At 63.0% G+C, this 25,740-nt stretch carries 33 protein-coding genes; 17 read left to right on the top strand and 16 right to left on the bottom strand.

The window, feature by feature from the left end; translation table 11 throughout:
• From AAF563_21735 to AAF563_21745, 3 genes are all read left to right on the top strand, one after another.
• A partial coding sequence (locus AAF563_21735) for a DUF899 family protein (protein MEM7123912.1) occupies positions 1 to 462 on the top strand: 462 nt, incomplete at its 5' end.
• A gap of 57 nt (positions 463 to 519) precedes the next feature.
• Positions 520 to 1,008 (top strand): hypothetical protein, encoded by a 489-nt coding sequence (locus AAF563_21740; GenBank protein ID MEM7123913.1) that lies wholly within the window; start codon positions 520 to 522, stop codon positions 1,006 to 1,008.
• 482 nt (positions 1,009 to 1,490) lie between these two features.
• Positions 1,491 to 2,255 (top strand): prolyl oligopeptidase family serine peptidase, encoded by a 765-nt coding sequence (locus tag AAF563_21745; protein ID MEM7123914.1) that lies wholly within the window; start codon positions 1,491 to 1,493, stop codon positions 2,253 to 2,255.
• A gap of 17 nt (positions 2,256 to 2,272) precedes the next feature.
• On the opposite strand, the gene AAF563_21750 is transcribed toward AAF563_21745, so the two are convergent.
• Positions 2,273 to 2,887, bottom strand: a complete 615-nt coding sequence (locus AAF563_21750) for a TetR/AcrR family transcriptional regulator (protein MEM7123915.1) — start codon at positions 2,885 to 2,887, stop codon at positions 2,273 to 2,275.
• A 102-nt stretch (positions 2,888 to 2,989) separates the two neighbouring features.
• Here AAF563_21750 and AAF563_21755 point away from each other — a divergent pair, with 102 nt between their 5' ends.
• Together AAF563_21755 and AAF563_21760 are read left to right on the top strand one after the other, a co-directional pair.
• A complete protein-coding gene (locus AAF563_21755; protein MEM7123916.1) occupies positions 2,990 to 3,619 on the top strand; it encodes a glutathione S-transferase family protein in 630 nt (209 codons plus the stop codon).
• 130 nt (positions 3,620 to 3,749) lie between these two features.
• On the top strand, positions 3,750 to 4,589 hold the full coding sequence (locus AAF563_21760) for a glutaminyl-peptide cyclotransferase (GenBank protein ID MEM7123917.1): 840 nt from the start codon (positions 3,750 to 3,752) through the stop codon (positions 4,587 to 4,589).
• Between the two features lie 18 nt (positions 4,590 to 4,607).
• On the opposite strand, the gene AAF563_21765 is transcribed toward AAF563_21760, so the two are convergent.
• Complete coding sequence (locus AAF563_21765) at positions 4,608 to 5,642, bottom strand: permease (GenBank protein ID MEM7123918.1); 1,035 nt, start codon at positions 5,640 to 5,642, stop codon at positions 4,608 to 4,610.
• Positions 5,639 to 5,974 carry a metalloregulator ArsR/SmtB family transcription factor gene (locus tag AAF563_21770; protein MEM7123919.1) on the bottom strand — a complete coding sequence of 112 codons (336 nt, stop codon included), beginning with the start codon at positions 5,972 to 5,974 and terminating at the stop codon, positions 5,639 to 5,641. Before AAF563_21770 ends, AAF563_21765 begins: the two co-directional genes overlap by 4 nt.
• A gap of 214 nt (positions 5,975 to 6,188) precedes the next feature.
• Between AAF563_21770 and AAF563_21775 the strand changes: the two genes are divergently transcribed.
• The 3 genes from AAF563_21775 to AAF563_21785 all read left to right on the top strand — a co-directional run bounded on the left by AAF563_21775 (position 6,189) and on the right by AAF563_21785 (position 7,802).
• Positions 6,189 to 6,593, top strand: coding sequence for a GFA family protein (locus tag AAF563_21775; protein ID MEM7123920.1), 405 nt, complete (start codon positions 6,189 to 6,191; stop codon positions 6,591 to 6,593).
• Between the two features lie 116 nt (positions 6,594 to 6,709).
• Positions 6,710 to 7,132 carry a GFA family protein gene (locus AAF563_21780; GenBank protein MEM7123921.1) on the top strand — a complete coding sequence of 141 codons (423 nt, stop codon included), beginning with the start codon at positions 6,710 to 6,712 and terminating at the stop codon, positions 7,130 to 7,132.
• Positions 7,133 to 7,319: 187 nt separating this feature from the next.
• Complete coding sequence (locus tag AAF563_21785) at positions 7,320 to 7,802, top strand: pentapeptide repeat-containing protein (GenBank protein ID MEM7123922.1); 483 nt, start codon at positions 7,320 to 7,322, stop codon at positions 7,800 to 7,802.
• An 11-nt stretch (positions 7,803 to 7,813) separates the two neighbouring features.
• Here the strand turns inward: AAF563_21785 and AAF563_21790 are convergent, their stop codons facing one another.
• Positions 7,814 to 8,140: a hypothetical protein gene (locus AAF563_21790; GenBank protein MEM7123923.1), complete on the bottom strand. Its 327-nt coding sequence runs from the start codon at positions 8,138 to 8,140 to the stop codon at positions 7,814 to 7,816.
• 131 nt (positions 8,141 to 8,271) lie between these two features.
• On the opposite strand from AAF563_21790, the gene AAF563_21795 reads away from it, so the two are divergent.
• Positions 8,272 to 9,069 (top strand): hypothetical protein, encoded by a 798-nt coding sequence (locus AAF563_21795; GenBank protein MEM7123924.1) that lies wholly within the window; start codon positions 8,272 to 8,274, stop codon positions 9,067 to 9,069.
• 9 nt (positions 9,070 to 9,078) lie between these two features.
• Here the strand turns inward: AAF563_21795 and AAF563_21800 are convergent, their stop codons facing one another.
• Positions 9,079 to 9,768 (bottom strand): YafY family protein, encoded by a 690-nt coding sequence (locus AAF563_21800; GenBank protein ID MEM7123925.1) that lies wholly within the window; start codon positions 9,766 to 9,768, stop codon positions 9,079 to 9,081.
• A 103-nt stretch (positions 9,769 to 9,871) separates the two neighbouring features.
• On the opposite strand from AAF563_21800, the gene AAF563_21805 reads away from it, so the two are divergent.
• The 3 genes from AAF563_21805 to AAF563_21815 all read left to right on the top strand — a co-directional run bounded on the left by AAF563_21805 (position 9,872) and on the right by AAF563_21815 (position 12,542).
• Entirely contained in the window at positions 9,872 to 10,423 is a 552-nt protein-coding gene (locus tag AAF563_21805; GenBank protein MEM7123926.1) for a pyridoxamine 5'-phosphate oxidase family protein, read from the top strand.
• A 3-nt stretch (positions 10,424 to 10,426) separates the two neighbouring features.
• Positions 10,427 to 11,317, top strand: coding sequence for a DMT family transporter (locus AAF563_21810; protein MEM7123927.1), 891 nt, complete (start codon positions 10,427 to 10,429; stop codon positions 11,315 to 11,317).
• 67 nt (positions 11,318 to 11,384) lie between these two features.
• Positions 11,385 to 12,542 carry an AAA family ATPase gene (locus AAF563_21815; GenBank protein ID MEM7123928.1) on the top strand — a complete coding sequence of 386 codons (1,158 nt, stop codon included), beginning with the start codon at positions 11,385 to 11,387 and terminating at the stop codon, positions 12,540 to 12,542.
• A 10-nt stretch (positions 12,543 to 12,552) separates the two neighbouring features.
• On the opposite strand, the gene AAF563_21820 is transcribed toward AAF563_21815, so the two are convergent.
• Positions 12,553 to 13,104: a hypothetical protein gene (locus AAF563_21820; protein ID MEM7123929.1), complete on the bottom strand. Its 552-nt coding sequence runs from the start codon at positions 13,102 to 13,104 to the stop codon at positions 12,553 to 12,555.
• A 113-nt stretch (positions 13,105 to 13,217) separates the two neighbouring features.
• On the opposite strand from AAF563_21820, the gene AAF563_21825 reads away from it, so the two are divergent.
• Positions 13,218 to 14,057, top strand: coding sequence for an aminoglycoside phosphotransferase family protein (locus AAF563_21825; protein ID MEM7123930.1), 840 nt, complete (start codon positions 13,218 to 13,220; stop codon positions 14,055 to 14,057).
• A 3-nt stretch (positions 14,058 to 14,060) separates the two neighbouring features.
• Here the strand turns inward: AAF563_21825 and AAF563_21830 are convergent, their stop codons facing one another.
• The 3 genes from AAF563_21830 to AAF563_21840 are packed head-to-tail and all read right to left on the bottom strand — an operon-like array spanning position 14,061 to position 15,201.
• Complete coding sequence (locus AAF563_21830; GenBank protein MEM7123931.1) at positions 14,061 to 14,564, bottom strand: phage holin family protein; 504 nt, start codon at positions 14,562 to 14,564, stop codon at positions 14,061 to 14,063.
• A gap of 11 nt (positions 14,565 to 14,575) precedes the next feature.
• Positions 14,576 to 14,947 (bottom strand): hypothetical protein, encoded by a 372-nt coding sequence (locus AAF563_21835; GenBank protein ID MEM7123932.1) that lies wholly within the window; start codon positions 14,945 to 14,947, stop codon positions 14,576 to 14,578.
• Between the two features lie 17 nt (positions 14,948 to 14,964).
• On the bottom strand, positions 14,965 to 15,201 hold the full coding sequence (locus tag AAF563_21840; protein ID MEM7123933.1) for a hypothetical protein: 237 nt from the start codon (positions 15,199 to 15,201) through the stop codon (positions 14,965 to 14,967).
• A gap of 97 nt (positions 15,202 to 15,298) precedes the next feature.
• On the opposite strand from AAF563_21840, the gene AAF563_21845 reads away from it, so the two are divergent.
• The 4 genes from AAF563_21845 (at position 15,299) to AAF563_21860 (ending at position 19,576) form a co-directional block, all read left to right on the top strand.
• Positions 15,299 to 16,459: a serine hydrolase gene (locus AAF563_21845; GenBank protein ID MEM7123934.1), complete on the top strand. Its 1,161-nt coding sequence runs from the start codon at positions 15,299 to 15,301 to the stop codon at positions 16,457 to 16,459.
• A 27-nt stretch (positions 16,460 to 16,486) separates the two neighbouring features.
• Complete coding sequence (locus AAF563_21850; protein MEM7123935.1) at positions 16,487 to 17,413, top strand: GNAT family N-acetyltransferase; 927 nt, start codon at positions 16,487 to 16,489, stop codon at positions 17,411 to 17,413.
• 58 nt (positions 17,414 to 17,471) lie between these two features.
• Positions 17,472 to 18,674, top strand: a complete 1,203-nt coding sequence (locus AAF563_21855) for a TauD/TfdA family dioxygenase (protein ID MEM7123936.1) — start codon at positions 17,472 to 17,474, stop codon at positions 18,672 to 18,674.
• 74 nt (positions 18,675 to 18,748) lie between these two features.
• Entirely contained in the window at positions 18,749 to 19,576 is an 828-nt protein-coding gene (locus tag AAF563_21860) for a methyltransferase domain-containing protein (GenBank protein ID MEM7123937.1), read from the top strand.
• Between the two features lie 25 nt (positions 19,577 to 19,601).
• Here the strand turns inward: AAF563_21860 and AAF563_21865 are convergent, their stop codons facing one another.
• The 7 genes from AAF563_21865 to AAF563_21895 all read right to left on the bottom strand — a co-directional run.
• The gene (locus AAF563_21865; protein ID MEM7123938.1) at positions 19,602 to 19,904 is read right to left on the bottom strand and encodes a hypothetical protein; all 303 of its coding nucleotides are present in this window, start codon (positions 19,902 to 19,904) and stop codon (positions 19,602 to 19,604) included.
• 21 nt (positions 19,905 to 19,925) lie between these two features.
• Positions 19,926 to 20,291, bottom strand: a complete 366-nt coding sequence (locus tag AAF563_21870; GenBank protein ID MEM7123939.1) for a VOC family protein — start codon at positions 20,289 to 20,291, stop codon at positions 19,926 to 19,928.
• 239 nt (positions 20,292 to 20,530) lie between these two features.
• Entirely contained in the window at positions 20,531 to 20,779 is a 249-nt protein-coding gene (locus tag AAF563_21875; GenBank protein ID MEM7123940.1) for a hypothetical protein, read from the bottom strand.
• Positions 20,780 to 21,021: 242 nt separating this feature from the next.
• Positions 21,022 to 22,392, bottom strand: coding sequence for an MFS transporter (locus tag AAF563_21880; protein MEM7123941.1), 1,371 nt, complete (start codon positions 22,390 to 22,392; stop codon positions 21,022 to 21,024).
• Positions 22,393 to 22,428: 36 nt separating this feature from the next.
• Entirely contained in the window at positions 22,429 to 22,743 is a 315-nt protein-coding gene (locus tag AAF563_21885) for a hypothetical protein (protein ID MEM7123942.1), read from the bottom strand.
• A gap of 100 nt (positions 22,744 to 22,843) precedes the next feature.
• Positions 22,844 to 23,815: a choline kinase family protein gene (locus AAF563_21890; protein ID MEM7123943.1), complete on the bottom strand. Its 972-nt coding sequence runs from the start codon at positions 23,813 to 23,815 to the stop codon at positions 22,844 to 22,846.
• Between the two features lie 29 nt (positions 23,816 to 23,844).
• Positions 23,845 to 25,740: FAD-dependent oxidoreductase (locus AAF563_21895; protein ID MEM7123944.1), on the bottom strand; the 1,896-nt coding region annotated here is incomplete at its 5' end.

Below are 25,740 nucleotides of genomic sequence, written 5' to 3' on the forward strand. Positions count from 1 at the left end.
CAGGGTTGCCCCAGCTGCTCCTACCTCGCCGACCACTTCGACGGCCTCACCACCCATCTCGCCCAACGCGACGTCACCCTGGTCGCCGCTGCACGCGCTCCGCTTGACCGGCTCGCCGCCTACAAGCAGCGCATGGGCTGGCACTTTCCCTTCGTCTCGTCGCTCGACAACGACTTCAACTTCGATTTCCACGTCTCCTTCACGCCCGATGAGCTGGCCGGCGGCGAGGTCTACTACAACTATCACCAGACACAGTTTCCCATGGACGAAGCGCCCGGCATCAGTGTCTTCTTCAAGGACGATGACGGCGCCATCTATCACACGTACTCAAGCTATGCCCGCGGCCTCGACAATCTGATCGGCGCCTACCAGTTTCTCGACCTCGCGCCCAAGGGACGCGATGAAGACAAGCTCGATTTTCCCATGGCCTGGGTGCGCCGCCACGACGAATACGAAAGCTGACGGTCGTTGACGTGCGTCAAGGCGCGGCCCGATGGCGGCCGCTATCCTTGCTCGGTCATGACCAGCACGCTTATCGTCTGCTATTCGCGCACCGGAACGACACGCCGCGTCACCGACGCTATCGTTGCGGCGTCCGGCGCGCCTGCGGAAATCATCACCGAGGCACGCAGCCGCGGCGGTTTCTTCAACTACATGCGTTCGGGCAAGGAAGCGCTCTTAAAACGCGCCGCGCCCATCCAGCCGACGCATCACGATCCATCCGGCTTCGGCCTCATCGTCCTCGGTTGTCCGGTATGGGCGGGCCACATCCCCTCACCCATGCTGACCTATATCGACACCAACAAACGGCGCATGCGCGAGGTCGCGTTCTTCGCGACGCAGATGTCGTCGAGCGCCGACAAGATGTTTCGCCAGATGGCTGCGCAGATCGGGCGTGAACCCGTCGCCACCCTCACCCTTTTGCAGCGCGACGTCGACAGTGGTTCTCATCTTGATGCCGTCCAGCGCTTCGCCGCCGAACTCGATACGGTAAGCCGTGCGGCCTAAGCGGACCGGCTGCTCCTCATCGCGCTCTGCCAACACATCTGTGACCGCCACGGCGTTGACTTCGCGCTAGCCCCACGCCACGTTCCTTCATAAGCGATGGGCCAGCGCGCTGGCACTGGCATTGCAGGTTTCGGGCAACGGGGGTGTGTTGACGATGAAGGTTCTTTTGATAGCGGCCGCTCTGCTTGGTGCCGTGACCTTGTCTGCCTGCGACAAGAACTCCATCGCCGCGCCCTGTTTTACCGACAATATCGGTGGCGGCTTAGGCGGCTCCTGCGGCGCCGACCGTTAAATCCAGTCAGCAAGACATCGACCCCAAGTTATTCGCCTCATTGACATAACGGCCTGACACACGCGACAGTAGCAAATCTGATCGCGGAGATGTCCTTGACCAGACTGTCCACAACGGCTCAGTACGTTTCGCCAACTTGCGCACCGACTCGCGCCACGCTGGATCATCCTGCGATGTCGGGCCGCGCAGCATGAGGGCCCTTCGTCCTCTCCTTTACTTCGTCGTCGCACTCTTGATCGCGCTGATCGCATTCAATTTTTTCTATCCGTTCACACCGATCGCGGACCGGACGGCTACCTATGATCGCCGTGTCTACCTCTCATGGGGTTTCCCGTTCCTGGTCCGCTACTATCTGCTGGAACCCGAAGACTACGACCCCAACCGTTCCTATCCTCTGGTTGTCGTACTGCACGGCGCGTCGAAGAACGCCTACGCGGCCTATGCGCTTGCCGACGACAGGTTGCGCGACGATTACCCGGCCTTTGTCGTTGTACCGATGGCGCCCGTCTTCCGCGATTGGGCGTTGCCAGACGAGCCTGAGTTTCAGGATGCCTGGTTCCCGGCGATTGGTTTGGCCGCGAACATCGCTAAGGAGGTCGCGAGCGAGTACGCCATCGACCCCGACCGAATCTACGTTACCGGAACGTCGACAGGAGGTTTCGGCACGTTTGCCGCTCCGATAGAGTACCCCGACTTGTTCGCGGCGGCCGTGCCAATTGCGGGCGGCTGGACCACCAAGGATGCCGACCTGTTCCCCGACATCGCAGTGTGGGCTTGGCATGACAGAAATGACGATCAGGTGCCCGCGCATTACACGCGCGATTTCATCGGCAAACTCCGGATCAACGGTATCGACGCCAAGTACTCGGAGGTGACCGGCTACGGCCATGGTAGCTGGCGTGCAGCCTATGATGATCCAGCGCTCTGGCGTTGGCTCTTCAACCAGTCACGCTAAACGAAATTCCATCTTTCTCAAGCCGCCCGGCTGCTGGCCGGGTCGTCGAACGCGCCGATCTGGAGCGCGAGATCGCGGGCCGTTTCCCGGACCTCATCGGCAAAACCGGCATCGTCGAGCGTGCGCGCCATGACCATGCCGCCGATACACAACGTCGCGATCGCGATCGCCTTGCGGCGCGCCGTCTCGTCGTCGCCGCCGACGCCCGACTGGAACATGCCGATCATGCCTTGCAGCAGCATCTGATAGGTCTCGCGCATGGCCGGCCCAGCGCGCGCGATGTCCGACGGCAACGCGACCATCGGACAATGATAATCCAGATCGTCCAGGTGCGGCCGTGACAGATAGGCATTGACGATCTGCGCGGCGAACGTCAGACGCTCGCCCTCGAAGTCGACCTCAACGCCGTCCCAACGCTCGGACGGATTGCAGGTCGCGTAAAACTTCACGGCTTCACAGAACAGCTCTTCCTTGTTGCGGAAGTGGTTATAGAAGCCGCCGCGCGTCAGACCGGCCTCGGCCATGATCTGATCGATCGAGACCTCGCTGAAGCCGTGCCGGTTGAACAGGCGGCGCGCACACTCGATGATTCTGACGCGGGTTTCTTCTTTATGTTCTGGGCGATAGGGCATGATCGCGGTCCTCCTTCACGATCATGTTAGCGTCATCGAGTATATGTTCTTGATCATATTTTCGTTGTTTAGAAACTGGGCTTCCCACATCGGAGGAAGCCCATGCAGCTCTACTATTTCGAGACCCCGAACGCCCGCAAGCCCTGCGCCGTCGCCCGCCACACCGGCGCGCCGGTCGAGTTTGTCCTGGTCGATCTGTCCAAGGGCGAACACAAGAGCCCGGAGTATCTCGACGTCAACCCGAACGGCAAGATCCCGGCCTTGCGCGATGGCGATACCAGGATTTGGGAATCCTGCGCCATCATGTGTTACCTCGCGCAGAAAACCGGGTCAGACCTCTGGCCCGCCGATCCCGCACAGCAGGTCGAGGTGCTGCGTTGGCTGCAATGGGACACCGCGCACTTCTCGCGGCACGCCCAGACGTTCGTCTTTCAACACCTGATCAAGCCGGCGTTCGGCCTGGGCGACCCAGACGCGGCAGCGCTGGAAGAATCGACCGGGTTTCTTCAACAGTTCGCCGGTGTCCTCGACAGTCATCTTAAAGGTCGCGACAGCCTGGTCGGCGACGGTCTGACCATCGCCGACTTCGCGGTCGCTTCCGCGCTGCCGCATGCGCAGGACGCCAAGATGCCGCTTGACGGCTTTAAGGAGATCAACCGCTGGCACGATGCCATGATGACACTGCCGGCCTGGCGCGACCCTTATCCTGAAAGGCTCGCCCAGACCGGCTGACCTCCCGGTTGGCGGGCCCCAGATCGCGTCTGCCGCGTTCCGGGCCCCGCTGACACCGGTCAATTCGTTCGCCTCGCGCAAGCCGGGCGGCTACGCTTGGCCCCCAGCACTGTTCGCCCATGGGGGTTCTGTGAAACAGCTTCTTGGCGCCGTGATCGTGGTGTTGTTAGTCGCCGTGCCGGCGGCGGCCGACCTCCCCATCCTCCACGACGGCGAGGCGCCCCAAGTCGGGCATGAGCGCATCTACGGGCAGACCGCCATCCCGGTCTACCGCTACGACATTCTCAAGACATACGATCACGATACCGCCGACTACACCGAAGCCCTCTTCATGAACGACGGCCATCTCTTCGAGGGGACGGGCCAGTACGGCAAATCGCGGCTCAAGACATGGGACCTCGAAACAGGCGAGGTCATCCGCCAGCGCGAACTCGACGACCGCTACTTCGGCGAAGGTGCGGTCGCTCTCAACGGTGTGCTGTACCAGCTCACCTACATCTCCAACATCGCCTTCACCTATCGCGCCGACGATCTCACGCCGACTGAATCGTTCCGTTACCTGCATCAGGGCTGGGGTCTCACCACCGATGGCGAACACCTGATCATGAGCGACGGCTCCGCCGCCATCTTGTTCATCGAGCCTGATGATATGGGGGTCCATCGCCACATCATCGTGCACGACGCCTATAGCGAGGTCGGATTTCTGAACGAGCTGGAGTATGTCGACGGCGATATCTACGCCAACATTTGGCAGACCGACTACATCGTCCGCTTCTCGGCCGAAACGGGAGAGGTCAATGGCTGGGTCGACCTGACCGGCCTGAACCCGGATCCCAAGACCTTGGTCTATCCCCACGTGCTCAATGGCATCGCCTATACGGGCGAGCCCGGCACCTTGCTGGTTACCGGCAAGAACTGGCCGAACCTCTGGCACATCAGGTTGACGCCTGTCGCCAACACTGATCCCTAGAGCAGATCGCGATCCGCTCTAGCCGCCCATGATCAGACCATATGCCGAGCCGGCCAGGATGGCGCCGGTGAAGCCCAGCACCACATAGGCCGCGAAGACGCGCCGGTTGACGAGCGCGAAGACCGCCATCATGGCGGGGATGGAACTCACCGCACCGGCGATGATGAATGCCATGCCGGCACCCACACTCATGCCCTGCTCGATCAGACCGGCGACCAAGGGCGGCGCGGCATAGCCGTTCAGGTATGCGGGCACGCCGACCAGCGCGCTCAGAACGATCGGGCCGATACCCGACCCGCCGACAACACCGGCAATCGCTTCGGCCGGCACATAGGCGATCATCAGGCTTTCCAGCAGATAGGCCAGCGCTAGCCACTTCAACAGGAAGGCTGTGTTGGCAAGCGACTCCCGGCGGAATACGTCACGCCGCGGCGCTTCCTTCCAGAAGAACCAGGCGGGTTTGCCGTCGAACGGCGACGGACCGCAGCCACAGCCGGTGCCGGCCGCGCGGGTGCGCAACGGGGTGGCAAACCAGCCGCGCGTCACCGCCATCTTGATCGCGAACCCGCCCATCAACCCGATGCCGACGGCGGCAACCGCCTTGGCGACCGCGAACGGCCAGCCCAGCGCCCCGGCGGTGATCAGAAGCGATGGCGGATCGATCAAGGGCGATGCCAGCCAAAACGCCATGACGGCGGAGACCGGCGTACCCAGCGCCAGCATGCCGGCGATGAACGGGATGACCTCGCAACTGCAAAACGGCGCAAGGCCGCCGAACAGCGCCGCCAGCACGATCATGCGTGTTTCCCGGCCCTCGAAGGCGCGCGCGATCATTGTCTCCGCACCGCTCGCCTTCAGATAACCGATGCACAAGACGGCGAACAGGATGTAGGGCGCCGTCGACAGCAAGGCGCTGCCGGTGAAGGTCAGCGAAGGCACGAACTGCGCGTTGTCCAACACCGCAAGTGCTGCAAACACGACGGCGACGGCCAGCCAGACCCGGTCGATCTTCACCCCGCCCAGCGCGCCGAGACGTTGAACCAGAGCGGTCATGACGCCTTCCCCGCGACCTTGTCGTTGGCCGGGCGCAAGGCGTCCTGGCAGCACTCGCTCAACAGAAAGTCGGCCAGAATCTGGAGGCGGTCATAGGCTGCTCGGTTGATGATCGCGCGTCCCTGCTTTTCCTGGGTCACGACCCCGGCGGCCGCCAGGAAACGCAGATGATGGGCCAAGGTCGATGCCGGGATCGCCAAACGACTCTGGATGTCACCAACGGTCAAACCGTCGTGGCCGGCTCTGACCAGTGCCAACAGGACCTCCAACCTCGGTTCCGACCCGACCGCCGCGAAGCCCTGCGCAGCCTCTTCAATGCCAATTGATGCCATGATTCTTCACCATCTCGATTAGACTTATATAACTAGTTTTCTAGTTATATTATGTCAAGGCCAATCGCACGGCTCGATTTCGCCGATCACGGAAGACGCCCCGCGGCCCGGCCGATTTCCGTCTCCGGAGCGCTTGAAGAGGCCGTCTCACGGGCCAATGTCGAATCCTAACGACGGACCAATCAACACTGCACAACGGGAGGGACACACGACCATGGCGAAGAAACCACGGACTTACGAAGGCGGATGTCTGTGCGGCGACATTCGCTACACCGTCACCGCGGAGCCCGAGTTTCCTCACATATGTTCGTGCACCATGTGCCGGCGCTGGAGCGGCGCGCCGACCACCGCCTGGGTCGAGTTTCCTCTGGCCAACTTCCAGTGGAACGGACCAGGCGGCGAACCCCGCTACTTCCGATCTTCCGAGAAATCGCAACGCGGCAACTGTGGCACATGCGGCAGTGCCATCTGCGTCGTCGATGACGGCTACAAGAACATCTCACTCGTCATGGGCAGTCTTGACCGCCCCAACCTGATCGTTCCGGACGTCCAGCACAGCTACAAGTCGTTCCGTCCGAAATGGTGGCACCCGGAGGTCGGTAAAGCCAAGGTAAGCTGACGGCTGCGTCCGCTCCGCGCTCGCCCTACGCATACATTGCCCCTCGACCGCTACGCGGCATTGGCGCAAGCTGATCCCTCGTTTCCTGTTGGAACGTCTCTTGGGGGTGCTTCATCGTGTCTGAACCACAACGTCACGCCGCCTGTCAGTGCGGTCAGCTCAACATCACCGTAAAGGGTAATCCGGACTTCGCCGTCGCGTGCCATTGCATCGCGTGTCAACGGCGCACCGGTAGCCCGTTCGGTATCGGCGCCTACTATCGGCGCGATCAGGTTGAGAGCATCGACGGCAACGTTAAGACCTTTGACCGCGTCGCGGAGTCCGGACGCAACCTCTCCAATCACTTCTGCCCCGACTGCGGCACCAATCTCTACTGGACCCTGGAGATGCGGCCGGACCACATGGGCATCGCGCTCGGCTGTTTCGATGACCCCCAGTTTGTGCAGCCTGTCCGCACCATCTGGACGGAACATCAGCACGCATGGATCCATCTGCCCGACGACCTCCCCGCCTTTGAGAAGGCGGTGCCGCCAAGCTAACAGCGCCCCGGGACGGTGGAAGCCGTCTGGAATCCGAGGAATTGTGCGAGTTTGACGGCATATCGACCCAACTCGTGCGGACGATCACTGACCGCGCGCGACAGACCAGGCCAACTATCGCCGGCCGTCCAATTGCGGACGTTCGTGAAACCCAGTAATCGTTAACATGGTCCCACACGGGAAACAGATGATGAAAGCGCTTGCCGTTTTTTCGCTCGTATCAATGCTCGCCATTCCGGCATTGGCCTATAACGAGGCAGATCTGACGCGCCTTAAGGAAACCGGCAATTGCACCTCGTGTGATCTCAGCGGCGCGCCGATGGCCGCGCTCTTCCTGCCCGGTGCGGATTTTAGCGGCAGCGATCTCACCGATGCGGATTTGCGTCAGACCGAATTGAGCGGCGCCGGATTCAACAACGCGGTCTTGAACGGCGCCAACCTCTCCGACGCGAACGCTGCCTACGCGGACTTCAGTGCCGCCGATCTGCGCCATGCCGATCTCAGCCGTGCCAATTTCTATTCAGCCGACATGCGCGAAGCGGTCCTTAGCCATGCCAACTTGGACGGCGCCAACTTCACACGCGCGCACCGCGCCGGTATCACCGCGGTCGGCGCCTTTATCTGCAAGACCACCATGCCCGACGGTCACGTCGAACACCGCGACTGCTAGACTAGACGCACCTACTCTTCATAAGTCGTCATGCCGGGAATATCGGGCGTGATGGGTGGCGGCAGGGCCGACTCGGTTTCGGTGAAGATCGTGGGCTCCCACCGAACCGCCATGGTCTCTTCATCCTGGTGCGCCTGCCACGTCCGCCCGGTCGCGCTGTCAAAGACATAGAGGCCATCGCCCGCCGACACCAAATGGTAACGTCCAACATCGGCGCCGCTGGCGGTGCCCGCCGGCTGCGCGATATAGACGTCGGCCTTGACCGGTGGCACAGCAACGGCCGCCAGGGCAAGAGTGGTAATGGCCGTGGCAAAGGCAACACTCGGCAAGGTTTTCATGGCGCTTCCCCGCTTTGATTTCCGCTACTATGCCATGGCTTGGAGACCGCCCCAACGGCGGCTTGTGGAAGATTCTCCGTGCGAAGCGTAGTCTGATCACACGGTTGGGTGCGTGACCGTTGGGGGGAACGATGACCAAAGCCGAAATGAAAAAGCTGCAGAGGCTTCTTAACAAGACAGGCGGTCTGCTGGTGCCCGACGGCCTGACCGGTCGCCAAACCAAGCGCGCCATTGCCGATGCCCGGCGCCTTGCCGGGCTGCCGGTTCGCGGCGGCGCCGACGATACCCTGATCACCTGGCTCAAGGCCTATCCCGACCCATCGCCCGATCTGCCCACCGAAGGCGTCACGGCGATCGCGCGCGATGAGGTCGGCAGCCGCGACTACTACGAGAAGATGGCAGCGAAGCCCCATTGGCCGGGCGGCGACAGCGGCGTCACGATCGGCGTCGGTTACGACCTCCGCTTCTCCACCCGGATCTTCAAGACCGACTGGGCCGACAAGCTAACCCCTGAAGCGTTCGACGCGCTGCGTCGGCATCTCGGCAAACCGGGTAGCAAGGCCAAGGCCGACAAGCTGTCGTGGATCGTTATGCCATGGACCACGTCGTGGCAGGTCTTTATCGCGCGCAGCCTGCCCAGCTACGTCAAGCGCACGCGCCGCGCCTTTCCCGGCTTCGACGATCTGCCCGGCCTGTGCCGCAGCGTTCTCGTCAGCCTGGTCTTCAACCGTGGCGCCAGCATGAGGGACACCCGAAACCAGAACCGGCTGGAGATGCGCAACATCCGTGACCACGTCGCTAGCGGCAATCTGGCCGCGGTATCCGACGAGATCCTCTCCATGCGCCGGCTGTGGTCAAACAACACCGGTCTTCCGGCGCGGCGTGAACGCGAAGCTAAGATGTGGAAGAAGGGACTGAGAAGCCGTTAGGCGTCGCGTTTATGACGTGAACAGCGGATCGGTGCTTTCCGCCCATTCGGCGCGCAGCTTATCACCCTCACCCTTGAACCGCTCATCCAGCGCGTCCATGCCTTCGATCCGGTCGGCGCGGAAGTGTCGGAAATCTTGGCGCAGCTCGCACCACGCCGCGATCACGGTGACGGAGATGTAGTAGACGACGGCCAGCGGCAGGATGGTCCGTTCGCTCGTCTCGCCCTTCTCGTTGCAATAGGTGATCGCCAGCTTGCGCTCTTCGCGCACCGCTTGGCGGCATGCGCGCAGGTCGACGCTTGGGTGCGGTGTGCCCCAGCCCGAAACCTTCAGCCATTCGCTTTCGCGTCCGCCGGCCAGGCGTTCCGGCAATACCTCGGCAATTTTGGCCGCCGCGCCATCTGCCGCATCCAGCAGGCCTTTGTCGCCCGTGCGCGTGACCAGCGACAGCCCGACCATGATCGCCTCGACCTCCTCGGACGAGAACATCAGCGGCGGCAGATCGAACCCGCGTCGCATGACATAGCCGATGCCCGCCGCGCCCTCGACCGGCACGCGCATCGCCTGCAGCGCGGCCATGTCGCGATAGACGGTCCTCAGGTTAACTTCCAGCGAGTCGGCAAGCGCCGCTGCCGTCACCGGTTGGCTCGCCTGACGCAGGATTTGAATGATTTCGAACAGCCTGTCGGCGCGTCGCATTGTCTCTCCTTGGCCGAAAGACTAGATCTACACTCCTGACACCATGGTGTCAGGAGTGTCTTGCTAAGCCAACCCTCCACACCGACCACGAGGGTGCGCCGCTATGGCCAAACCGACGACATCGCTCAGCAAGCCGCAACAGGACTTCATCACCCGCCAGCGGCTCTTCTTCGTTGCGACCGCCGCGCCGGACGGGCGGGTCAACCTGTCGCCGAAAGGGCTCGACACGCTGAAGATCATGGCGCCTGACCGCATCGTCTGGCTCAGTCTTTCCGGTAGCGGCAACGAGACGGCGGCGCATCTTCTCGAGAACGACCGAATGACCCTCATGTTCTGCGCGTTTGAAGGCAAGCCGGGCATCATCCGCGCCTACGGCCATGCCCGCGCTATCCATCCGCACGATGGTGAGTGGGACAGCCTCGTCGGTCTGTTCCCATCGCTGCCAGGCACGCGCCAGATCTTCGACGTGGCGATCGATCTCGTGCAGACCTCATGCGGCACCGGCATACCGGAGTTCGTGTTTCAGAAAGAGCGCGCGATAGAACAGCTCCTGCCGTTCTATGACGAGATGGATCAGGCCGGCCTGAAAGCCTATTGGACGAAGAAGAACACGGTCAGCCTCGACGGCAAGCCAACCGGCATCTTCGAGAGCTGAGGGGTGAGACAGACGGCCGCCCATCACCTCGGCATCGTGCTCGTCGCGATCTCCGCGATCGCGTGGAGCACGGCGGGCATCTTCACCAAAGGCATCACGGCCGATGTCTGGATCATCCTGTTCTGGCGCGGCCTGTTCAGCGCCGCCTTCATCGCGCTCTACGTCGCCTGGCGCGACCGGCGGGCGACGTGGGCCTGTTTCGGCGTCATGGGCCTGCCGGGCTGGGCGGTCGCAACCACCGGCACAATCGCCACCATCGCCTATCTCGCCTCTTTCAAGTTCACCGCGGTCACCAACGTTGTCGTGATCTACGCCACCGCGCCCTTCGCGGCGGCGGCAATCGCATGGCTTCTCGGGCGGGAACGCACGAAACGCGACACGCTCATCGCGGCCGCGGCAGCGCTGGTCGGTGTCGTCATCATGATGAGCGGATCGCTCGGCACGCCGAACCTGACCGGCGACCTGCTTGCCATCGTCATGACCGCCTTCATGGCGATCATGCTGGTCTTGATCCGGCGCTTCCCCGCCTCCCCCATGGTGCCGGCCATGGCGCTCTCGTCGCTGCAGATTACCGTGATCGCGGTCGCCCTCGTCGATCCCTTCGCCGTCAGCCTGGCCGAACTTTGGTGGCTGGTTGCCTTCGGTCTGGTTCAGGCCGGCGCCGTCATCTTGCTGACCGAGGGCACGCGCCTCATCCCCGCGCCTCAGGCAGCCTTGATCGGCTCCCTCGACGTCCCTCTCGCGCCGATCTGGGCCTGGCTCATCCTCGCCGAACTGCCGCCGGTCGCGACCTTCATCGGCGGCGCCGTCGTGCTCGCCGCCGTCGCCCTTCACATGCGCCGCGACTGGCAGCAGCAGTCCGCCGCCACGCCCCAGGACGCCCCGCAACACTGAACCTTCTGCCACATCGGCGCCATGGAAGTGGGTATACTCCGCGCCCCATTGACGCGGACCGTCACCGATGATCCTCACCTTCGCCGTTTCCGGCTACCGTTCGCTGCGCGAGATCATTCTGCCGCTCGAGCAACTGACCGTGATCACCGGTCCCAACGGCAGCGGCAAGTCGAGCCTATACCGCGCGATCCGATTGCTGGCCGATGTCGCCCAGGGCCGCGCCGTCGGCGCGCTGGCGTCCGAAGGCGGCCTGCAATCGACGCTGTGGGCCGGACCGGAAGCCTTCTCGCGCGCCATGAAGACCGGCGACGTACCCGTTCAGGGCACCATGCGGCGCGACCGCGTCAGTTTGAAACTCGGTTTCGCCGACGAAGACTACGGGTACGCGATCGACCTCGGCCTGCCTGTCGCATCGGGCCGCTCGCTATTCAATCTGGACCCGGAGATCAAGGCCGAGGCGCTCTGGGTTGGCGAGGTCCTGAAGCGCCGCGGCGAGTTGGCCAGCCGCAACGGGCCCAGCGTGCAGGTGCTCGACGACAGCGGCAAACGCGTCCACGTGCTGAACGACCTCTCCAGCTTCGACAGCATGATGACGCACGCCGCCGATCCGCGCGGCGCGCGCGAGCTGCTCGCCTTGCGCGAACGCATGCGCGGCTGGCGCTTCTACGATCACTTCCGCACCGACCGCGACGCGCCGGCCCGCCGTCCCCAGGTCGGCACCCGCACGCCGGTCCTGTCCTCTGACGGATCCGACCTGGCGGCGGCACTCCAGACCATCCGAGAGATCGGCGATAACAACGCCTTGGACGAGGCCGTCGAAGACGCCTTCCCGGGCGGCAGTGTCGACGTGACCGTGACCGACGGCCTGTTCGAGGTCGTGATGCAACAGCACGGTCTGTTGCGGTCCCTTCGCGCCGGCGAACTCTCCGACGGCACACTGCGCTACCTGCTGTTGGTCACCGCGCTCCTGACGCCGCGCCCACCACCGCTCCTTGTCCTCAACGAACCAGAGACCAGCCTGCACGCCGATCTTCTGGAGCCGCTCGCGCGCCTGATCGCCACCGCCGCCGAACGTTCGCAGATCATCGTTGTCTCCCATGCCGCGCCGCTTGTCGAGGCGCTCGATCGCCTGGCCGGCGCCACGGTCTACGCGCTCAACAAAGAACTCGGCGAAACCGCCATCCAAGGCCTCGACAAACCCGCCTGGGCCTGGCCGAAACGTTGAGCAGGCTTCACTAGTCGCTTGAAAGCGCCCAGCCGTCCGCGAACGTCTCTGTCGTCTCGGGGCATGCTTCGATCGACGCCGGATACTCGTCGAGAACGATGAAGGCGATTTCGGGCACCAACAGCTTTGCTTCCGGCTGCGACCGGCGCATTTTCGATACCTTGCCGATTCCGCCGCTGATGGCGTTCAGGCAACGCAGCGCGGCATCGACCTTCTCGCGTACACGCTTGATGTCGCTGATGACCGTATCGTCGCCATCCGCCTGCGCATCGCTCAGCTTGTCGTTGAGTCCGGCACGAAAGTTTCGGAAGTCGGTGCGCAGCGGCTTGACCTCGGCCTCGACCTCATCAAGGTCCTCGCCACTCTGCGAGGCGAAATAGTCGCGCAGGACAACAACGAGCTCATCGTGCAACGCCTCGAAATGGGCATCCAGCGCGGTGATCGCGGCGGTCCGCACCTCGTCCCGCGACATGGAATCCGACCGGCTCTCGTCATCCGCCATCGCTGATGCGCTTAAGGTCACTGCCACGAGAAAACCCGCGACCCATTCTGGAACTCTCATTGATTCCCCCTACGATCGATCCATTCTCAACCGTACACGCATCATGCCCAAAGCCGGCCGCAGTCATCATCCCCTGCCTTTCTGCAATAAGCTATACTCGATCGCATCAAACGATGGTCTCTCCTGATAACACGTCTCCCGAACTCGACCGCTTGTTGCAGCATGCTCTGGGCGCTTGGTCGCTCGAGGCCGATGGCGCGCTGATCGAGACACCGTCAAGCTGGGTGGTGCCGGCCCGCCTCGGTGCTGAGCCCGCCATGCTCAAACTCATGAAGGACACAAGCGACGAAGAGTACGCCGCCGGCCTGCTCGCCTACTACGACGGTGACGGCGCGGTGCGCGTGCTGGCGTCGGACGACCGCGCGGTGCTGCTGGAACGCGCGTCTGGCACACGCTCGCTGGTAGCCATGGCGACATCCGGCAGGGATGACGAAGCCGCCACGATCCTCGCCGACATCACCGCACGTCTGCATGCACCGCGGGCCCGGCCCGCACCGGCCACGCTCTGGCCGCTCGAGGAATGGTTCTCGTCGCTGTTCGAGCATGAGCATCAGAGCGACCTGCTCGGCCGCTGCGCTACGATGGCGCGGCGCCTGCTTGCCGCGCCGACCGACACGATGCCGCTCCACGGCGACATGCATCACGGCAATGTCCTGGACGGCGGTGAGCGCGGCTGGCTGGCGATCGACCCGAAGGCGTTGCTGGGCGAACGCACCTACGACATCGCCAACCAGCTCTGCAACCCCTACCCCCATGCCGAGATCGTGCACGATGCCGACCGCTTCCGGCGGTTGGCCGCGCTCTATGGAGATAGGTTGGACATCGAACCCCAGCGCATTCTCGACATGACCTTCGCCTATACAGGTCTGTCGGCAAGCTGGGATATGGATGACGGCGATCCCGACTTTGCCCTCACCAACGCCGAGATACTGGCGCCAGTCACCAGCAGCTAGACGTCAGTCGGTACCCTTGTCCTTCTTGCCGCGGATCAGGTTCGCCAGCATCGACATGATCGGGCCGATGGTCTGGGGGTTCAGCGCGCCCATCGGGTTATGGGCGAACGACTTGACGCTTTCGGTGATGCCCTCGACCTCGGACCTCACCGCGCGCAAATCGGCCTCGACCGACTTGGCGCCGGCCTCCAGGTCGGCGAGCGCCATGTCGCGGACCTCTTCCAGCATGCGCGTCTCGGTGCCCGGCTTCTGCGGTTGCGCGCCGATCAACAGAATGATCGCCAGCACCGCATCAATCGCGGAGACAACAAGCGCGGCCAGCGTCGGCTCCAGGATCGGCGCCAGATAGAGGTAACCCGCCACGTTCAACATGGCGAAGGCGAAAAGCCCGACGATGCCGGCGATCAGCAACAGGCTGGTTCGCCGCAGCATCGCGCGCAGCCTGAGCTCTGTCAGCAGGCGTTCCGTGCGCCACAAAATTCGCAGGTTGCGGATCAGCGTATCCATGGTTCCGCTCCCTACCGGCTCAACAGGCGTCCGGCGACGACGCCCAGAACAAATGCGGCGAGGACGGCGACCAGCGGGCGCTCGGCGATCTCCTTGCCAGCCTCGTCGGCCAAATCACCGAGCGCCTTTTCGATATCCTTCAACTGACTCTCGTGTTCGTCCCCGCCGGTCGCGTTACCGTCATCAGTTTCACCATCCTCGTCATCAAGGCCGTTACCGTCGTCGATACCCGACATGGAGGTGTCGTCGTCATAGCCGTGCGTCGCCGAGGCCCACTCACGCCTCGACGCCGCGGCTTCTTGCTCCTCACGCGCGCGGCGCATCTCATCGATCTCCGCGCGCAGGTTTCTTATCTCGGCGCGTAGCGCCTCCTTGGTGGGCATCGCGCTCTCCTTTGTCGCTACAGGGCCTTCTTCAACCGCTCATACGCCTTCTCGAGCTCGGACCCCAACTGATCGATCGCACCGCCGATCGCCTTGCCGCTCTCATTCAACTCCGCGTCGTTCTGGAACGCCGACCACTTCTTCTCAAGTTCGTCCCACTCGTCCTGGGCGTCCTTGGAACCCAGGTGGATCTTCAGGGCCAGCTCGTCGCGGCGGCGTTTCAGGTCTTCAATCATCTCGTTCAGGTTTGTCACTTTCCGACTCCCGTGTTTGGCTGCGCACACGCCTCATGATAGCAAAGCCGCTCATCTGCGATAGCCCGGCTCGGCCTGAGCGATAGGAGTACCTCTGATGACCAAAACCGCGCACGACGCCTACCCGAACCCTGACTTGATGGTCGGCCCGGACAACCTGTCGTCCTGGAGCCGCGCGGATACGCGCCGCTGGGGTTTCCACAATCTGCACACCCTCTCCCGGGCCAGTTTCTCGTTGCGCGCGCCCGCCGTGTTGCCGCTCAAGAAGTCGGCCGATATGCGCATTCTTGACCTGCCACGTGTTCAGAAGTTGACCACGACCCCGTTCCTTTCCGCCATGGCGGTCGTCTGCGGCGGTGACGTCATCTATGAGCGCTACGCGCCGGACTTCGGCCCCGACCGGGTTCATTCGATGCAGTCGATCACTAAGACCACAGTGCATCTGATGATCGCCAACCTGGCCGGCCAAGGCCTGCTCGACATGAACCAGCGCGTCGATCATTACCTGCCGGAAATGGGATCGGGCTATGCCGGGGCGACCGTCCAGCAGGTCGCCAACATGGACGTCATCAACAACTATTCGGAAGACTATGGCGACGTCCACGCCGATGTCTTTGCCCAGGAAGTCGCGATGGGCTGGCGCCTGCCCTATGGCGACAGCGCCGAGGAAAGCCTGCGCGGCTTCGTCGTCGGCGTCGAAAGCGACGACACGACGAACCACACCGGCGCTGCCGATTACAAGTCCGCCAACACCGATGTTCTCGGCTGGATCGCCGAACGGATCACCGGCCGCACGCTGCGAACCATGCTGCTCGACATCATCGAGGCGGCCGGCATCGAAGGCACGTTCCATATCAGTTGCGATCGCGAAGGCGTACCCGTCGTCAGCGGCGGCGGCCTATTGACCGCCCGTGACCTCGCCCGCTACGGCCTGCTGCTGGCGCGCCACGGCCATGGCGTCGAAGGCCGCCAGGTCGGCGATGCCGCCTTCACCGCCCAATCCATCGCCCACCCCGGCCCCGCCATGCCCGAACCCAGAAGCTGGATGAGCTATTCCAACCAGCTCATGACCAACGGTCGCTGGATCGGCCACGGCGGCTATGGCGGCCAGTTTCTGTTCGCCGACCCGCCGACCGACATGGCGATGGCGTTCTATTCTGTCCTGGAAAACCGCGAGGCTATCGATACCGACTACTACACCGATGTCGTCCAGACCGGCGTCGAGATCGCCGCCTTGCTGGAATCCGGCGCGCCCTGAGCGACGGGCAGCCGGACATGTGCGCTCATGACAGCAAACCACGCGTCATCCACTTACAACGACCGCGCCTATCGCGACGAGTCTGACTACGCGCTCCTGCGGCAGCTCCTCGTGCGTCTATTCGCCGATGGCGGTTTCCCCGTTCAGTGCACCATCGGCGACCTCGACTGGTGGCGCTGCCAAAGCGACGATCCCGTTCAGGAGATCGCGACAGCGCATTTGTGGTTCACGCCCGAGGGCGAACTCGCGGGCTTCGCGTGGCCTATCGATGACGAGGTCGATATCTTTGCACATCCCACGCACAAAGCTCTTGAAGACATTATGATCGGCTGGGCCGAGGACCGCCGCCTTCGTCAGCAACGTGACGGCGCGCCCGTGACATTCCAGGTCCAGACCTTCGACAGCGACACCACGCGTCAGGCGATTCTCAGACAGCGCGGATACGCCTACGAACGCCCACTCATCGTCTACCGTCAACGTCTGATCGATGCAGCACCACGACCAGCACCCCTGCCCGACGGGTATGCAATCCGCCTTTTGGACGCCGAACGCGATGTCGCCCAGCGCGTTAACGCCCACCGCGACGCCTTCGCGCCGTCCGAGATGACCGAGGCGCGCTACCGGTATGCCATGAGCTCGCCCACCTATCGCCCCGACCTCGACCTGGTCGTTGCCGATGGCAACGACGACGTCGCCGCCTTCACGACGATCTGGCTCGACGCCGACAACCGGCTCGGCGTCTTCGAGCCCGTCGGCTGTCACGCCGCCCACCGGCGCCGCGGCCTCGCGCGCGCGGTCATCACCGAGGGACTACGCCGGCTGCACGGCCTGGGCGCACGCCGCGCCATCATCGGCTCCTATCTCGACAACGACGCGTCAAACCAGCTCTACGAGTCGCTGGGGTTTGGCGATGCGGAACCAACCAGTTGCTGGTCGAGGCCGCTTCCGGCCTGATCGTCCTTGCGCCTGCGCTCCCTTGGGTGTGAAATCCTCCAAGCAAAGGAGGTCTCTCATGGGTCTTGCTCAACAGGATTTCTCCGGCGAACCCGTTGCGCTCAGCGATGTCTCCGAACAGGCCAACGGCCTGACCGTCTCGTGGGCCGACGGTCTCGACTCATTCTTCCACTTCGTCTGGCTGCGCGACTGCTGCTACTGCGAACTCTGCGGCGACAGCTATTCCAGCAAGCGTTTCGTCGTGCCCAGCGACGTGCCGCTCGATGTGCGTCCGTCGTCGCTCGCCATCGGTGATGGCGGTGAACTCACCATCACCTGGGCGCATGACAGCCACCAATCGTGCTATCCGTCCGCGTGGTTGCGCCAGAACCGCTATGACGATGAAGCCCGCGCCGCGCGCCGGCATCACCCGACCCTGTGGGACGCCACCATCAATGACGCGCCGCCGGCGGTCGACTACGAAGCCGCGCTCAACAATGACAACGACCGCCTGGACTTCTATCGCAAGCTTCGCGATTACGGGTTTGTTTTGGTCCGCGGCGGCCCAAAGGAACCGGGCTTTGTCGAAGAGGTCGCGATGATGATTGGCGATCTCGGCGTTTCCGCCTACGACCGGATCTTCGACCTCTCGCCCAAGGGCAAGCACAACACCATGGGCAACACCTTCCGCACGGTGCCGCCACATACCGACGAGGCCTACCGTTTCGCGCCACCCGGCATCAATGTGCTGGGCTGCATCCGTCCGGCGGACGAAGGTGGCGATTCGATCCTGGTCGACGGTTTCCACCTGGGCGAGACCCTGCGACACCAGGACCCCGGCAGCTTCGATCTGCTCGCCCGCACGCCCAACGTTTTCCATCGCATTCACGAAGATCAGATCGACCAGCGCTGCCACACCCGGATGTTCGCGCTCGACGAGAACGAAAACATCGTCGGCGTGCGCATCCACACCCGTTCGTCCGGACCGATGGATCTGCCGGCCGATCTGGTCGAACCATTCTTTGCCGCCTATCACAAACTCTCGGCCTTGATGATGGCGCCTGAAAACCAGGCCCGCTTTGCGCTTCAGGCCGGCGACACGCTGATCTTCGATAACCAGCGTGTTCTGCATGCACGCACCAACTTCACTGGCGCCGACCGGCACCTGCAGATCTGCAACGTCTCGCGCGAAGAGTTCCACCAGCGTCTGCGTATGCTCGCCCGCTCGATGGGCTACGTCGACGAAGCCGCGCAGGTCCTGACGCAAGGCGTGGTGTGGTAGGGGCGGAAGAGGTTTATCGTGATCGCCCGTACGTTGCCCGCAACATCATACCTCGCGGCAAAGGAGCTGCTGACGTGACGTCAACCGGCATTAAGTCCATGCGTCTTTACGCTCACCTCGAGCGCATCGCCAGAGAGCTTGAAGCGGCAGGCATCGACCCCGACGGCGTGCTCACCGTCGACCAGTTGAGCCCGTTCGACAATCTGCACTACCACGGCACCGACGCGATGGACCGCGCGATCCTCGAGCTGGGCGTCAACGCGGACAGCAACATCGCGGAGATCGGATCTGGCCTTGGCGGACCGGCGCGCTATATCGCCGACCGCACGGGCTGCCGTGTCACCGCGCTTGAACTACAGCCGGACCTCGACGCCGTCGCCCAAAAGCTCACCGAACAATGCGGCCTTGCCCAGCTTGTCACCCATCGGTGCGGCGACGTTATGGACGGCCCGCTCGAAACCGGCGCCTATGACGCTGTGGTCAGTTGGCTCGCGCTCTACCACATCGCCGATCCCGCGGCTCTTTTCGCACACATCGCGGCAGCACTGAAACCGTCGGGCGGTCTCTATGTCGAGGATCTTTTCGGCCGTGGCGACTTCACCGCCGACGAGACGGTATTGGTGCGCGACAAACTCTACGGCCAATCGCTGCCGCGCCTTAACGTTTATGGCGCGCACCTCGCCGATGCTGGTTTAACCGACATCCGGCTCGACGACCTTTCCGATGATTGGGCCGGATTCACGCGCCAGCGCAACATCGCCTACCGCGCCGATCGCGAACGGCACGTCGCCCTGCACGGCGAAGAAACGGTGACCGAGCTCGCGGCCTTCTATGACACGGTCGACCAGCTGTTCCAGGGCGGCAATCTGGGCGGCGTGCGCGCCGTCGCGCGCCTGGCCTAACGCACGCGCCCTTCTTCTCACGCCGCTATGAGAGATCGTCGTCGTCCACGATCTCATAGATCCCTTTGTGCACAGTTTCCTCGATGACGTGGGCAATCTGCTCGTGCCGGCGCGCTTCGCTTTCAGCGACCGTCTTCAACATGGCAGGCAGATCCTCGGTCGGCAGGTCGACCAATCCGACCGACACGATTTCGTTGGGGTCGTCCAGCGACTGTGCGTTGATGACGCGGACCGGCACGCCGAACCCTTGATTCGGTTTCCAGGCTTCGCGGAAGTCATCATAGGTCGCGCCCGGTTTCAGGCGGCGTATCAGCACGGAACACAGCATGTGTGTCTCACCTCTCACGATTCAGATGTCCAGATCCTTGCCGACCATTATGCGGTGGCCGTCAACGGTGCGCAGAGCGAACTCTCGCATGCCCCAGGGTTCCGAACGCACGTCCTTCAGGATCTCCGCGCCCGCTGCCTTCACGGCCGCAAAGTAGTCGTCGACCTCGTCGACCACGAGATAGGCAAAATAGGAATGATCGCCCAGATCGGCGGCCGGTATGGCGTCTGGGCACTCGCCCGCCATGATGCGGCAGTTGTCGTTTACGAACATGCGCCAGCCGGGATCGCCGATCTCACGAACCTCGAACCCCATAACATCGCGATAGAACGCGGCCGACGCCTCAAGATTCGGCACGGCGATGACAAAGAACGTGTGGGTTATCATGAGCTGACTCCGGCAATGCGATGACTCCAGAGAACATGGCACAAGCCAGCCCAAACATTCACCCTTCAGAGCAGATCCTGTCTTGAAGAAACCGCGTCGCGATGACATCCATGCAGGAGAGCCGTCTCAGCGCATAGATAGACAGCGGTTTCACATCACCAGATGGAACCGACAAGTGGTTCCATCTAACCACAGTCCGCTCAAGCCGATGTTACAACGATGGAAAAGGTTGGATAGCGTCAGGCTTTGCTGCGGGCGAAGAACGCAATACCCAGCAGAACGATCACCGCCACGATGACGGTCACGACGTACACATCCATGCCGCCGATCCAATGCTCCAGACGGGACATCTCCGAACGGACCGAGCGCGTGTTGCTGTCATTCTGCATGAAGTACTCGGCGATCAGCACGCCGGACGCCGTTGACGTCGCGATGGTCAAAATCGCGACGACCGTGGCCCGCAGTTTCGTGAGGCGACTTTCGGCCATGGTGCCGACAACTCCTCATTGTTCGCACTCAACACGAAGATGACGTCTCCAAACCACGTCGCCTTCGCGGACGGGAGGTGCCTCCCGACGGGTTCCTTTGACCCGATCTCAGAATAAGGCGTGATGCCGGAACAATGTGTGACGGATCGCATTTCTTAGTCGGTTGTCTTGGTGTCCGCAAATATCGAATCGGTATCCAAAAAAGTCTTTGGATTGAAGTAGTTAATGGGTCTTTTGCTGCTTCACGGCACGGAACGATCGGCCCCGGAGCTGTCGGAACGCACAAACAGCACGGTCAGCACCAAAACCAGGAACGTCATCACGCAGGTCACGAAGAACGCCGATCCATAACTCCCCGTGATCGTATAGAACAGCGCCATGACCGCGACGCCGAGCGTGGCGCCCAGTTGTTGCATGGTCATCATGATGCCGCTTGCCTGGCCGTGTTTGGCGATCGGGATGGCGGCCGTGATGATGTGGCGCGGCGCGACGAACATGGCGGCATTGGCCATGCCCCAGGCGGTCAGCGCCGGTATCATGACGGCGTAACTCTGCCATCCCGACGCAATGCCCAGCCACAACTGGGCAACGGTCGCCATCAAAAGGCCGGTCAACGCAACCTTTTTGGCGCCCCACCGGTCGGTCAGCCGACCCGTGGGTACGGCGGTTATGGGCACGGCGCCGACTGCGACCAGCAACGCCACGCCCGTCATCAACGGGCTCATGCCCAGAATGTCCTGCAGATAGAGCGCGCCGAAGATGACGACGGCCATCTGATTGAACTGCGCGGCGAAGATGACCAGGTTCGACACCGTGAACGAGCCGCTGCGAAACATCGCGATGTCGATCAACGGCGGCTTGATGCGCGCCTCCACGATCGTGAAGATCGCCATCATCGCGAAGCCGCCGACCAGCAGGCCGAGGATAATCGGATCCGCCCAGCCGAGTTCCGGGCCTTCCATCAGCGCGAAGACGATCATGCTGAGGCCGGCGACCAGCGTCACAAGGCCTGGCCAATCCATTCGGCCGGGCGGCGCGTCGCGCTCGGGGTCGCGCCACGCGGCCAACACCATGAAGCCGATGGCCGCGGCAACGAAGGGGTTGATCCAGAAGATCCAGCGCCACGACAGCACATCGATCATCAGACCGCCGACAAACGGGCCGAGCGCTAGGAAGCACGTTCCGGCAGCGCTGTAGATGCCCAGCGCCATGCCGCGTTCATCGGGTGGAAAGGCGATCGACACCATGGCGAGCGAGACTGGAAAGATCAGCGCCGCGCCAATGCCCTGCACGATGCGCGCGACGATCAACGTCGTACCGTCAACGGCGAAACCGCAAGCCAGCGACGACAGGCCGAACAACAGCACCGCGCCCAGCATCGTCACCTTGTGGCCGATCAAATCGCCCATCTTGCCGCCGGCCGCCGCCAGCCCGGCAAAAACCAGCAGATAGGCGTTGATCACCCAATGTGATGTTGCCTCGCTCATGGCGAGGTCGTGGCGCATGGTCGGCAGCGCCACACCGACCACGGTCTCATCCAGCAGGATCACGCCCATGACCCCGCCCATAGCGGTCAACACCCACCACTTGCGCCGGTGTTCGGCAACCAACACGGCGTGTGTCTCTAGTGTCGCCTGTGCCTGCTGCGCCTAGACGCCGCAGGCCGCCTTTATCTCGGCGATCTTGGCGTCGATCTTTTCGTTGTATTCGCCGCCGGCGATCTCAAGGCGTTCCTCTTCGGTCCCCGTCACGACACCGTAGACAATGGCGGCAGGCACGAACGCGAAGACACCGGAGGCCATCTCCTGGGCGACATGCGCCTTTTCGCTTTCCAGGACACGGATATCACCCTCGGCGGTGGCACAGCTCACCGGCTTCGCGACATCTTTCTCTTCTTGCTTGAACCGATCGGTGCATGCGCCCAAAGCGACGGTTGCGATGACGATAGCCAAGATAGCTTTCATGAACTTCCCCTCATTGTTAACGCGGCGCGAAACCTGCATCCGTCGCGCCGACAAAGGCCAACCTACAGCATCGTCGACAGGCCCGCACTCGTTCAAGTAATCAGCCGCGCTTCACGGCCTCGATCAAGTCAGGGAAGTCGGGCCGGTTCATGATCGCCTGGCAGCGGGTGAAGCGGTTCATGGCGTACTCCCAGTAACTCGCGAACTCATAGGCCGGGCGCGGGTTGGCATTGACGTGCTGCAACACGCCCCACAGCGTCCACAGCAGGAAGACCAACGCCTTCTGCATCTGCATGCGGCCCATCTCCGCTGCCGTCGGTTCACGCCCGACATAGGCCTCCAGGAAGATCCGGTCCTGTTCTTCCGTGAAGTCCGATTCGACGGAAAAATCGCCGAGATCCCAATAGGGGTCGTTGTTGCCGCCGAACTCCCAGTCCAGGATGAAGACCTGCTCGCCCGTGTCGACCAGGTTCTCCGGTGCCGGGTCATTGTGGCAGGGCACGAACGCCTTGCAGGTGTCGTTCAGGACCGCGCGGATGCCCTCGGCCTCCTCCTGCACGCGCTCGTAACCTTCCGGAAGCGCCGCGTCTTTGGCGCGCAAGACATCCAGGTATTCCTGCGCCACCGACTTCGGTTCGAAGCGGTTCAACATTTGCTTGCCACAGGTGTGCAGGCGATGGAAGGCGCGCGCCGCGCGCCGTACCGCATCGGGATCGTCCAGCACGCCGGGCTGACGCATGTCGACGCTGCCCTCAATGTAAGCCGTGATTTGAATGCCCGCCGCGACGTCATAGTGCACCAGCGTCGCGCCGACACCGACCTCATCGGTCAACTGGCCGGCCTGGCAGTCGGCAGCGCGATCGACATATTCCTCCGTCCCAGCGCCGGGGATCCGCACCACGTAACGCGCGCCGTTTACGGTAATCAGGTAATTGCGGTTTGTCATGCCGGCCAGCGGCTCCAACGGCAGGCTTTCCGCATCGACCTTGCCTTCGCCGATCACCTCGGCGGCGACGGCACGCGCCCGCGCCCGGCGCTCCAATTCTTCGTTGTCGATAACATCGTCTGTCATGGCTTCCCCCCTCTTCTTGTCACCGGCAGTCACGCCCGGAACCGCACGCCATCAGGGTCATAAAGCGGCCCGTCGTGGCGTCTCGCCTTGACGGCCTGACCATAGACCTCGACCTCGTAATCGTCGTGGACTGCATCGTCCACCGGCACATAGCCATAGACGATCGGGCAGCCGACCGTATGGCCGAAATCCGCGCTGCACGTCACGCCCAGCGCGCGGCCGTCGCGCAGGATCGCCTCGCCACCGTTGACAGGCACCGTCTGGGCCAGCGCAAAGGTGCACAGCAACTGGTCGGGTCCGGTCTCGGCGACCTTGGCCAGCGCCTCGGCGCCGATGAATTCGTTCTTGCGCTTCGAGACGAAGCGCTCCATGCGCGCGTGATAGGGCGTGTAGTCCGGCGACATGTCGGCCGCCCAGGCCAGGTTGCCCTTTTCCATGCGCAGACTGTTGAGCGCGCGGTAACCCGCATTGACCAGACCAACATCGCGGCCCGCCGCCTCCAGGACACCATAGACATGGATCGCGTATTCGCTGGGAATATGCAGTTCGAAGCCCAGTTCGCCGGTATAGGAGACCCGCATGGCCAGTACCGGGGCGGCGCCGACCGTCAAGTGCTTGGCCTTGGCAAAGCCGAAGCCCTCGCCATCGACCGGCTCCTCTGTCACCGCCGCCAACACATCCCGCGCATGGGGCCCGGCCAGGTTCAGGACGGCATATCCGGATGTCACGTCGACCATGTGGACCGACCCGTCATCGGGCAGGTGGCGCGCGATCCAACCGAAGTCGTGATCGCCGAACGCCGTGCCGGTCACCGCGTAATAGCGGTTCTCGTCCAATCGGCAGAACGTCAGGTCAGCTTCGATCCCGGCACGGTCGTTCAGCAGCTGCGTATAGATGACGCTGCCGGCCGGCCGGTCGACATCGGCAACCGCCAGGTGTTGCAAGGCCGCCATCGCGCCCGGCCCGACAATCTCTCTTTTGGCAAAGGACGACTGATCGAACAGGCCGACCCGCTCGCGCACAGCCTTGTGCTCTTGGGCGACATGCTCGAACCAGTTGGGCCATTCGAACGACGGTTCGTCGACCGGCTCCACACCGTCCGGCGCGAACCAGTTGGGCCGTTCCCATCCAGCTTTCGAGCCGAACACCGCGCCCCTCTCCTTCAGGACACCATAAAGCGGACTCTTGCGGATCTCGCGGACCGAACTGTGCTCCTCCACCGGCCACTTCATGGCGTAGTGCTTGGCGTAGATCTCAATGCCGCGGTCGTACATGAAGGCGCGGGTGTTGTGGTGGAACTGGAAGCGCCGGACGTCCAGCGGCCACAGATCCATGGAGGGCCGGCCATCGATGATCCACTCGGCCATCACCTCACCCGCGCCGCCCGCGGCCGCGATGCCATAGATGAAGCCGCAGGACGTAAAGACGTTGTCGTACTCCGCGACCTTCCCCATCACGAAGTCACCATCCGCCGACATCGGGATCGCGCCGTTGATCAACTGCCGTACGCCGACTTCACCAACCACCGGTGTGCGCTTGGCGGCATTCTCGGCCAGCGGCGCGAAGCGTTCGTAGTTGTCAGGCAGAAGCTGCTGGTCCCAGCCGTCGGGAATGCCGTCACGCGCGAAGGCCGGTGTGTTGTTTTCGTAACCGCCGACGACAATGCCGCGCACCTCCGGCTTCCAATAGAGCAACAGATCAGGATCCCTTACCGTCGGCATGCCTTCAGGCAGGTCGGGGATCGGATCGGTCACCAGATACTGGTGCTCGACCGCGAAGGCCGGCGCACGCGAACCCATCAGACCGCCCAGTTCGTGGCCCCACATGCCGGTCGCGTTGACCACGATCTCGGCCTTCACGTTGCCTTGGCTCGTCTCGACCTCGGTGATGCGTCGGCCGTTTCGTTTGAACCCTTCGACCCGGCA

The organism is Pseudomonadota bacterium, from assembly GCA_039028155.1.
Lineage (GTDB): Bacteria > Pseudomonadota > Alphaproteobacteria > SP197 > SP197 > JANQGO01.